The sequence below is a fragment of the Streptomyces sp. NPDC096046 genome, from assembly GCF_040303285.1.
In the GTDB taxonomy this organism is placed as follows: domain Bacteria; phylum Actinomycetota; class Actinomycetes; order Streptomycetales; family Streptomycetaceae; genus Streptomyces.
The window spans coordinates 75,974-85,677 of record NZ_JBEOSZ010000034.1; the positions used below are offsets into that span (position 1 = coordinate 75,974).

Genomic DNA, 9,704 nt, shown 5'->3' on the forward strand with positions numbered 1-9,704 from the left:
TGGGGGCCCGTAAGGGACCCCTAAAGGATGCCAGTGAGAGGCCTTACCGTCACAGGCCCGGAATCCGTCCGTTGCGGAACAGGTCGACGAAGCTCTGGTGGTCCGCACGCGCGCGTGCGCCGTAGCGGTGCGCGAAGTCGACCAGCAGGGGGGCGAAGCCCTCCTCGTCGGCCGCGATCGCCGCGTCGATGGCCCGCTCCGTGGAGAACGGCACCAGGGACTCGCCGGACTGGTCGTCCGCCGCCGAGTGCATCGCGGCCGTCGCCCGTCCGAGGTCGGCCACCACCTGGGCGATCTCCTCCGCGTCGTCGATGTCGTCCCAGTCGAGGTCCACGGCGTACGGTGAGACCTCGGCGACCAGCTGGCCCGCGCCGTCCAGCTCGGTCCAGCCCAGCCACGGGTCGGCGTGGGCCTGGAGGGCACGCTGGGAGATGACCGTGCGGTGCCCCTCGTGCTGGAAGTAGTCGCGGATCGCCCGGTCGGTGATGTGCCGGGAGACGGCCGGGGTCTGGGCCTGCTTGATGTAGATCACGACATCGTTCTCCAGGGCGTCGCTGTGCCCCTCCAGCAGGATGTTGTACGACGGCAGCCCCGCCGAGCCGATGCCGATGCCGCGCCGGCCGACGACGTCCTTCACGCGGTAGGAGTCCGGGCGGGCCAGCGAGCTGTCCGGCAGCGTCTCCAGGTATCCGTCGAAAGCGGCGAGGACCTTGTAGCGCGTGGCCGCGTCCAGCTCGACGGAGCCGCCGCCCGCCGCGAAGCGGCGCTCGAAGTCGCGGATCTCCGTCATCGCGTCCAGCAGGCCGAAGCGGGTCAGGGAGCGGGCGTCACGCAGCGCGTCCAGCAGGGGGCCCTCGGCCGTGTCCAGCGTGAACGGCGGCACCTCGTCGCTCTTCGCGCCCGTCGCCAGGGCACGGATCCGCTCGCGGTACGCCACCGCGTAGATCGTCACCAGCTCGGAGATCTGCTCGTCGCTCAGCGCCTTCGCGTACCCGATCAGCGCGATGGAGGCGGCGAAGCGCTGCAGGTCCCAGGTGAAGGGGCCGACGTAGGCCTCGTCGAAGTCGTTGACGTTGAAGATCAGGCGGCCGTTGGCGTCCATGTAGGTGCCGAAGTTCTCCGCGTGCAGATCGCCGTGGATCCACACGCGGGACGTGCGCTCGTCCAGGTAGGGACCGCCGGGCGTCTTCCCGCCGTCCCGCCCGGCGGTCTCCTTGTCCATGTCGTGGTAGAAGAGGCACGCCGTCCCCCGGTAGAAGGCGAAGGCCGAGGCCGCCATCTTCCGGAACTTCACGCGGAACGCGGCGGGGTCGGCGGCCAGCAGCCGGCCGAAGGCGGTGTCGAAGACGGCGAGGATCTCCTCACCGCGGTGCTCGTCGTCGAGCTGCGGGAACGACATCGCTGGGTGCCTCCTGGTGCATGCGTCGCAGGGCGGCTGGTCCGCCCTTCGCCTAACGTGCGGGGGCCCGCGGGAGTGCCCGCGAGGCCTCGCACGAAGGTACGCGGGTCAGGCCTCCCGGTGTCACCGCCGAGGCATAGACTTCGACGCTGTCCCCCAGACTGTCCGCAGCCTGTCGGGCCCCATTCGATCCATGTTTTCTCTGGAGGCCGCAGCCGTGTCAAAGCCGCCGTTCACGCACCTGCACGTCCACACCCAGTACTCGCTGCTGGACGGTGCCGCGCGGCTGAAGGACATGTTCAACGCGTGCAACGAGATGGGCATGACGCACATCGCCATGTCCGACCACGGCAACCTCCACGGGGCGTACGACTTCTTCCACACCGCCCAGAAGTCCGGAGTGACCCCGATCATCGGGATCGAGGCCTATGTCGCGCCGGAGTCCCGCCGCAACAAGCGCAAGATCCAGTGGGGCCAGCCGCACCAGAAGCGGGACGACGTGTCCGGTTCCGGCGGTTACACCCACAAGACGATGTGGGCGGTGAGCTCGACCGGCCTGCACAACCTCTTCCGGCTGTCCTCCGACGCGTACGCCGAGGGCTGGCTGCAGAAGTGGCCCCGGATGGACAAGGAGACCATCGCCCAGTGGTCCGAGGGGATCGTCGCCTCCACCGGCTGCCCCTCCGGCGAGGTCCAGACGCGGCTGCGCCTGGGCCACTTCGACGAGGCCCTGAAGGCCGCCGCCGACTACCAGGACATCTTCGGCAAGGACCGCTACTTCCTGGAGCTGATGGACCACGGCATCGAGATCGAGCACCGGGTCCGCGACGGTCTGCTGGAGATCGGCAAGAAGCTCGGCATCCCCCCGCTGGTCACCAACGACTCGCACTACACGTACGCGCACGAGGCGACCGCCCACGACGCGCTGCTGTGCATCCAGACCGGCAAGAACCTCTCCGACCCGGACCGCTTCAAGTTCGACGGCACCGGCTACTACCTGAAGTCCACCGACGAGATGTACGCCATCGACTCCTCGGACGCCTGGCAGGAGGGCTGTGCCAACACGCGCCTGATCGCCGAGATGGTCGACACCAAGGGCATGTTCGAAAAGCGCGACCTCATGCCCAAGTTCGACATCCCCGAGGGCTACACCGAGGTCAGCTGGTTCCGCGAGGAGACCCTGCGCGGCATGCACCGCCGCTTCCCGGACGGCATCCCGGACGACCGCATGAAGCAGGTCGAGTACGAGATGGACACCATCATCTCGATGGGCTTCCCGGGCTACTTCCTCGTGGTCGCCGACTTCATCATGTGGGCCAAGAAGCAGGGCATCGCGGTCGGCCCCGGCCGAGGCTCGGCGGCCGGCTCGATCGTCGCCTACGCCCTCGGCATCACCGACCTCGACCCCATCCCGCACGGCCTGATCTTCGAGCGGTTCCTCAACCCCGAGCGCATCTCCATGCCCGATGTCGACATCGACTTCGACGAGCGCCGGCGCGTCGAGGTGATCCGGTACGTGACGGAGAAGTACGGCGCCGACAAGGTCGCCATGATCGGCACGTACGGCACGATCAAGGCCAAGAACGCGATCAAGGACTCCGCGCGCGTGCTGGGCTACCCGTACGCGATGGGCGACCGCATCACCAAGGCCATGCCCGCCGACGTCCTCGGCAAGGGCATCAACCTGGACGGCATCACCAACCCCGAGCACCCCCGCTACTCGGAGGCGGGCGAGGTCCGGGCGATGTACGAGAACGAGCCGGACGTGAAGAAGGTCATCGACACCGCCAAGGGCGTCGAGGGCCTGGTCCGGCAGATGGGCGTGCACGCCGCCGGCGTGATCATGTCCAGCGAGACCATCACCGACCACGTGCCCGTCTGGGTCCGGCACACGGACAAGGTCACCATCACCCAGTGGGACTACCCGAGCTGCGAGTCGCTCGGCCTGCTGAAGATGGACTTCCTGGGCCTGCGCAACCTCACGATCATGGACGACGCCGTCAAGATGGTGAAGTCCAACAAGGGGATCGACATCGATCTCCTGAGCCTCCCGCTCGACGACCCCACGACCTTCGAACTGCTCCAGCGCGGCGACACCCTCGGCGTCTTCCAGTTCGACGGCGGCCCCATGCGCTCCCTGCTCCGGCTGATGAAGCCGGACAACTTCGAAGACATCTCCGCCGTGTCGGCCCTGTACCGCCCGGGCCCGATGGGCATGAACTCCCACACCAACTACGCGCTGCGCAAGAACGGGCAGCAGGAGATCACGCCCATCCACCCCGAGCTGGAGGAGCCGCTCCGGGAGGTCCTGGACGTCACCCACGGCCTGATCGTCTACCAGGAGCAGGTGCAGAAGGCCGCCCAGATCATCGCCGGCTACTCGCTCGGCGAGGCCGACATCCTCCGCCGCGTGATGGGCAAGAAGAAGCCCGAGGAACTGGCGAAGAACTTCGTCCTCTTCCAGGAGGGCGCCCGCAAGAAGGGCTTCAGCGACGAGGCCATCCAGGCCCTGTGGGACGTGCTGGTCCCCTTCGCCGGCTACGCGTTCAACAAGGCGCACTCCGCCGCCTACGGACTCGTCTCCTACTGGACCGCGTACCTCAAGGCGAACCACCCCGCCGAGTACATGGCCGCCCTGCTCACGTCCGTGAAGGACGACAAGGACAAGTCGGCCGTCTACCTCAACGAGTGCCGCCGCATGGGCATCAAGGTGCTCCCGCCGGACGTCAACGAGTCGATGTCCAACTTCGCGGCCCAGGGCGACGACGTGATCCTCTTCGGCCTCTCCGCCGTCCGCAACGTCGGTACGAACGTGGTCGAGTCGATCATCAGGTGCCGCAAGGCCAAGGGGAAGTACGTCTCCTTCCCGGACTACCTCGACAAGGTGGAGGCGGTGGTCTGCAACAAGCGCACCACCGAGTCGCTGATCAAGGCCGGTGCCTTCGACGCCATGGGCCACACCCGCAAGGGGCTCACCGCGCACTACGAGCCGATGATCGACAACGTGGTCGCGGTCAAGCGCAAGGAGGCCGAGGGGCAGTTCGACCTCTTCGGCGGCATGGGCGAGGCCGAGACCAGCGAGCCGGGTTTCGGGCTCGACGTGGAGTTCTCGCCCGACGAGTGGGACAAGACCTATCTGCTCGCCCAGGAGCGGGAGATGCTCGGTCTGTACGTCTCCGACCACCCGCTGTTCGGCCTGGAGCACATCCTGTCCGACAAGGCCGACGCCGGTATCTCCCAGCTGACCGGCGGTGAGCACTCCGACGGCGCGGTCGTCACCATCGGCGGCATCATCTCGGGCCTGCAGCGCAAGATGACCAAGCAGGGCAACGCCTGGGCCATCGCCACCGTCGAGGACCTCGCCGGCTCGATCGAGTGCATGTTCTTCCCCGCGACCTACCAGCTCGTCTCGACGCAACTCGTCGAGGACGCCGTGGTGTTCGTCAAGGGCCGTCTCGACAAGCGTGAGGACGTGCCGCGGCTCGTCGCGATGGAGCTGATGGTTCCCGACCTGTCCAACGCGGGTACCAACGCGCCCGTGGTCCTCACCATCCCGGCCACCCGGGTCACCCCGCCGCTGGTCAGCCGCCTGGGCGAAGTCCTCAGTCACCACAAGGGCGACAGCGAGGTGCGGATCAGGCTCCAGGGGCCGACCAAGACGACCGTGCTGCGGCTGGACCGGCACCGGGTCAAGCCCGACCCGGCGCTCTTCGGCGACTTGAAGGTGCTGCTCGGGCCGTCCTGCCTGGCCGGCTGACGCGGGGATCTCGATGCGCTTGAGGGGCGTACCCGGCATCGGGTACGCCCCTCGTGCAGGTGCGTGAGCTCAACAGCCCGTCACGCGGATGTCAGTTGTGGCCGAAGCTGCGCTTTCGCTTGCCGGACGCCATCTCGCCGGGGGTCACCTCGACCTCGGGCTGGGGCTCCGTCTGCGAGGCGGGGCTGCGGTCGGCCCGCTGGCCACGCTCGGTCGGACGCTGCTGCTTACGGTCACGGTTCTTGTTCTTGGCCATGGTGGTGCCTCCTGAGGGGACTAGGGGCCAGGGCCGGGACCAGATTCACACAGGCCGACAACGATCGCATGTCGGACAATTACCGTGCGTGACAGGGGTGGTCGGAGCGGGATGTCCCGAAACGCCACGCCGAAGATCGAGTTCGGGCCGTTAACCTCCGCGCCGTCGGGCAGACTCGAAGCAAGCCCGAAGCAAACCTCCTGGGAAGAGGGTGAGTCGCGTGGACCGCTGCATCGTCCTGGTGGACGCTGGGTATCTGCTGGGAGCCGCGGCGAGTCTCCTCGCCGGGGAGCCCTCACGGTCCCGCATCACCGTCGACCACACCGCCCTCATCCAGGGGCTGCGTGAGCGTGCAGAATCCGACACGCAGCAGCCGCTGCTGCGCATCTACTGGTTCGACGGCGCCCCCGACCGCGTTCCGCAACCCGAGCACCGCCGGCTGCGCGTGATGCCCCGGGTCACCGTCCGGCTCGGCGCGCTGACCCGCAGCGACGGCCGCTGGGCGCAGAAGGGCGTGGACGCCGCGATGCACGCCGAGCTCACCGAACTGGCCCGCAACCGCGCCTGCTCCGACGTCGTCCTCGTCACCGGCGACGGCGATCTGCTGCCCGGCATGATGGCCGCCAAGGAGCACGGCGTCGCCGTCCACCTCTGGGCCGTTCAGGCCGCCGACGGCGACTACAACCAGTCCGAGGACCTGGTCGCCGAGGCCGACGAGCGGCGCGTCCTGGACCGTACGTGGATCACCAGGGCCGTCCGCGCCAAGGACCATTCCGGGGTGTGCGCGCCCCAGCCCGCGCCCCGGCCCGAGATCGCCGCGATCCTCTCCGCGCCGCTGCCCGAGTCCGCCCTCGGCGCCGCGACCGAACGGCCCGCCCCGCAGCCCCGGCACCCGACATCCGACCCCGGGCACAACGGCACCGAGGAGCGGCTGCCCGCCGCCAAAGGCGTCCCCACGCCCAAGGACCTCGCCGCCCTGCGCGCCCCCGGCCCCCAGCCCGCCCAGCCCCCCGCCTCCGCCACCCTCCGGTGGTCCTCCGACAAGGGCTGGGTCGACCGGCCCACGGCCGAGCCCCCCGAGGCCGCCTCGATGCCGACACTCGCCCAGCTGACCACGGCCGAGCAGCGGTGGGCCGACCGCGAGGAGGACATCACCACCGTCGGCGGCGACCCCTACGAGGTGGGGCAGGTCTTCGCCCGGCGCTGGGTGGAGCGCCTCGGCGACCAGAGCCACCTCCCGAAACTGTCCGGGATGTACCCGCGCATCCCGCACCGCGTCGACGGGGAGCTGCTGCGCTACGCCGCCCGTTTCGGCCTGCTCGCCCACAAGGACGACCAGATCGACGAACGGGACCGGTACGCCATCCGGGCCGGGTTCTGGCGGGAGATCAGCGTGCGCACGGGCGTGGAGCACCCACCCGTCGACGCCTGAGATCATCGCCGACGGATTTCCCTCGCGGACCGCCCCGAGAGCGGACCGGGGTCGCCGACCCCGTAGTCTCGTCCTTTGTGAGTAAGCGCGCGGCACAGGCATTTCGGCACGACGGTGACGTCGTGTGCGCGGTCCGCGGGCTGACCAAGACCTATCCGGCGGTGCGGGCCCGGCGCGGTGCCCCCGCGACACCCGAGGTCCGGGCCACCGACGACGTGACGCTGGACATCCGCCGCGGCGAGATCTTCGGCCTGCTCGGTCCGAACGGCGCCGGCAAGTCCACCCTCGTACGCCAGCTGACCGGGCTGATGCGGCCCGACCGGGGCGGCGTGCAGATCCTCGGTCACGACATCGTGCGCCATCCCGAACGGGCCGCGCGGATCCTCGCCTACCTCGGGCAGGAGTCGACCGCCCTGGACGAGCTCACGGTCTCCCTCGCCGCCGAGACCACCGGGCGGCTGCGCGGGCTGGACCTACGGCAGGCGCGGGCCGAGCGGGACGCCGTCCTCGACGAGCTGGGCCTCACGCCGCTCGCCGGGCGGCCGCTGAAGAAGCTCTCCGGGGGCCAGCGGCGCCTGGCGTGCTTCGCCGCGGCCCTGGTGGGGGAGCGGCCGCTGCTCGTCCTGGACGAGCCGACCACCGGCATGGACCCGGTGGCGCGCCGGGCCGTGTGGTCCGCCGTCGACCGGCGGCGGGCCGAGCGCGGGACGACCGTGCTGCTCGTCACCCACAACGTCATCGAGGCCGAGACCGTGCTGGACCGGGTGGCCGTCCTCGACCGGGGGCGGGTCATCGCCTGCGACACCCCGGCCGGGCTCAAGGAGCAGGTCGCCGGTGAGGTGCGCGTCGACCTGGTGTGGCGGGACGCGGCTCCGCTGCACGTGCCCGAGGTGGCCGCGCTGCGGGACCGTGTCGTGGAGTCGGGCCGCCGCTGGACGCTGCGGCTCGGGCCCGAGGAGGCCCGGGCGGTCGTCGCGACCGTCACCGGCGGGGCCGCCTTCGCCGCCCTGGACGACTTCACGCTGACCACGCCGAGCCTGGAGGACGTGTACCTGGCCCTCGGCGGTGCCGCGCAGCAGGGGCTGGTGAAGGTGTGAGCACCGGGGCGCGGGGCGCGCCGGTGGTGAGTGCACCGCCCGCCGTAGCCGTATCGAACAGGCGACTGCCGCAGTGGACCCGAGCGAAGGGAAGCAGCACGACGTGAGTGTCGTACCCGCCGATGTCCTGCCGGGCAGTGCCCTGGCCGTGGACGAGCCCGCCGTGTGCGCGGCCGAACTCGGACCCCGGGCGCGGCTGTGGCCGTCGCTGGCGGCCGTGTACCGGGCCCAGCTGTCCCGGGCGAGGGTGGCGCGGATCCCACTGCTGTTCGTGGCCACCTTCCAGTCGGTCGGGATCATGATCCTGATGCGCGGGGTCGTGGACGACGGGGTGGAGGCGCAGGCCGTCGTCGCCGGGTCGTCGGTCCTGGTGGTCGCCTTCGTCGCGCTGAACCTGCTCGCGCAGTACTTCGGGCAGCTGCGGGCCAGCGGCGGACTCGACCACTACGCGACGCTGCCGGTGCCGCCGGCGGCCGTGGTGCTGGGCGCGGCGGGCGCGTACGCCTCGTTCACGGTGCCCGGGACCGTTGTGACGGCGGTCTTCGGCTGTGTGCTGTTCGGGCTGCCGATGGCCCATCTGTGGATCCTCCTGGCCGTGATCCCGCTCGCGGGCGCGGCGCTCGCCGGGCTCGGGGCGGCGCTGGGACTGCTCGCGCCCCGGCCGGAGCTGGCCACGCTGCTCGGGCAGCTGGGCATGTCGGCGGCACTGCTGCTGGGCGTGCTGCCCGCGGACCGGATGCCGGAGGTCGTGCGCTTCACCCGGGACCTGCTGCCCTCGACGTACGGCGTGGAGGCCTTCGCGCGGACGTTCGGGCCACACCCCGACTGGGCGTTCGTCCTCGGTGACCTCGCCGTGTGCGCGGCCGTCGGTGTCGTCTCGCTGGCCGTGGCCACATGGGCCTACCGCCGGGCGGCCGTCCGGTGAGCGCGCGGAGGTCGTCCGGTGACGCGGCACACAAGCGGGCCTGGCACGATGGCAGGGTGACCGCACCACTGACTCCCCCACCGCCGCCGCATGAACACTCCGCACAGGGATCGTGGCAGCCGCCGGCCGCCGGGCCTCAGGCTCCCGGGTCGCAGCACGCCGAGTACGCCGGGCATGGCTGGTACGGACAGGACGGCCCCGGAATGAAGACGGAACTGCGGGAGTCCGCCGTGATCGCGGTGGCCGTGGCGCTCGGCGGGGTGCTGCTCGGAGTGCTGTGGTGGTGGCTCGCGCCGCAGGTGCCGCTGGTCGGTGACGTGGTGGAGAAGAACTGGGTCGTCTTCCTCAAGGACACCGAGGGCGAGCAGGCCATCGGTGTCGACGGCACGTTCACGCTGCTCGGGCTGGGCTTCGGCGTCGTGAGCGCGCTGGTCGTCTTTCTGCTGCGGCGGCGCGGGGGCGTGCCGCTCGTGGTGGGGCTCGCCCTCGGCGGGCTGCTCGGTTCGCTGCTCGCCTGGCGGGTCGGCGTGTGGCTCGGACCCGAGCAGGACGTGATCGCGCGGGCGCGGGAGGTGGGCCAGGGGGTGACGTTCTCCGCGCCGTTGAAGCTGGGCGCGAAGGGGGCGCTGCTGGCCTGGCCACTGGCCGCGCTGGTGCTGCACCTCGGGCTCATGGGGCTGTTCGGGCCCCGGGACCCGGAGCCCGAGTTCCCGGCCGGGCCGTATCCGCAATCGCCCGCCCCCAGGCCCTTCTGACGGATCTCCGCGGCGTCGCGACGCCCGGCACGCTCCCCCGCTCTCGGCTTCGCTCGAACGGGAGGGGCCCCCACCGCCGCACC

General features: G+C 70.6%; 7 protein-coding genes. 5 read left to right on the plus strand and 2 right to left on the minus strand.

Going from position 1 to position 9,704, the window contains the following annotated elements:
* Positions 1 to 49 precede the first annotated feature (49 nt).
* Complete coding sequence (locus tag ABTX62_RS26040; protein WP_283969689.1) at positions 50 to 1,399, minus strand: DUF2252 domain-containing protein; 1,350 nt, start codon at positions 1,397 to 1,399, stop codon at positions 50 to 52.
* Between the two features lie 217 nt (positions 1,400 to 1,616).
* On the opposite strand from ABTX62_RS26040, the gene dnaE reads away from it, so the two are divergent.
* Positions 1,617 to 5,156, plus strand: a complete 3,540-nt coding sequence (gene dnaE / locus ABTX62_RS26045; RefSeq protein ID WP_352118481.1) for a DNA polymerase III subunit alpha — start codon at positions 1,617 to 1,619, stop codon at positions 5,154 to 5,156.
* 91 nt (positions 5,157 to 5,247) lie between these two features.
* On the opposite strand, the gene ABTX62_RS26050 is transcribed toward dnaE, so the two are convergent.
* Positions 5,248 to 5,412: a hypothetical protein gene (locus ABTX62_RS26050; protein WP_283969691.1), complete on the minus strand. Its 165-nt coding sequence runs from the start codon at positions 5,410 to 5,412 to the stop codon at positions 5,248 to 5,250.
* A gap of 220 nt (positions 5,413 to 5,632) precedes the next feature.
* Here ABTX62_RS26050 and ABTX62_RS26055 point away from each other — a divergent pair, with 220 nt between their 5' ends.
* The 4 genes from ABTX62_RS26055 (at position 5,633) to ABTX62_RS26070 (ending at position 9,621) form a co-directional block, all read left to right on the plus strand.
* Positions 5,633 to 6,844 (plus strand): NYN domain-containing protein, encoded by a 1,212-nt coding sequence (locus ABTX62_RS26055; RefSeq protein ID WP_352118476.1) that lies wholly within the window; start codon positions 5,633 to 5,635, stop codon positions 6,842 to 6,844.
* A 122-nt stretch (positions 6,845 to 6,966) separates the two neighbouring features.
* Complete coding sequence (locus ABTX62_RS26060; protein ID WP_352118482.1) at positions 6,967 to 7,941, plus strand: ABC transporter ATP-binding protein; 975 nt, start codon at positions 6,967 to 6,969, stop codon at positions 7,939 to 7,941.
* A gap of 103 nt (positions 7,942 to 8,044) precedes the next feature.
* A complete protein-coding gene (locus ABTX62_RS26065; RefSeq protein WP_352118477.1) occupies positions 8,045 to 8,866 on the plus strand; it encodes an ABC transporter permease in 822 nt (273 codons plus the stop codon).
* A gap of 56 nt (positions 8,867 to 8,922) precedes the next feature.
* Positions 8,923 to 9,621, plus strand: a complete 699-nt coding sequence (locus ABTX62_RS26070) for an AAA family ATPase (RefSeq protein ID WP_352118478.1) — start codon at positions 8,923 to 8,925, stop codon at positions 9,619 to 9,621.
* The last annotated feature ends 83 nt before the right edge of the window (positions 9,622 to 9,704 follow it).

Excerpts from the sequence above, each read along its gene's own strand:
- ABTX62_RS26040 (WP_283969689.1), bottom strand. The coding sequence starts at position 1,399 with ATGTCGTTCCCGCAGCTCGACGACGAGCACCGCGGTGAGGAGATCCTC.
- ABTX62_RS26050 (WP_283969691.1), bottom strand. The coding sequence starts at position 5,412 with ATGGCCAAGAACAAGAACCGTGACCGTAAGCAGCAGCGTCCGACCGAG.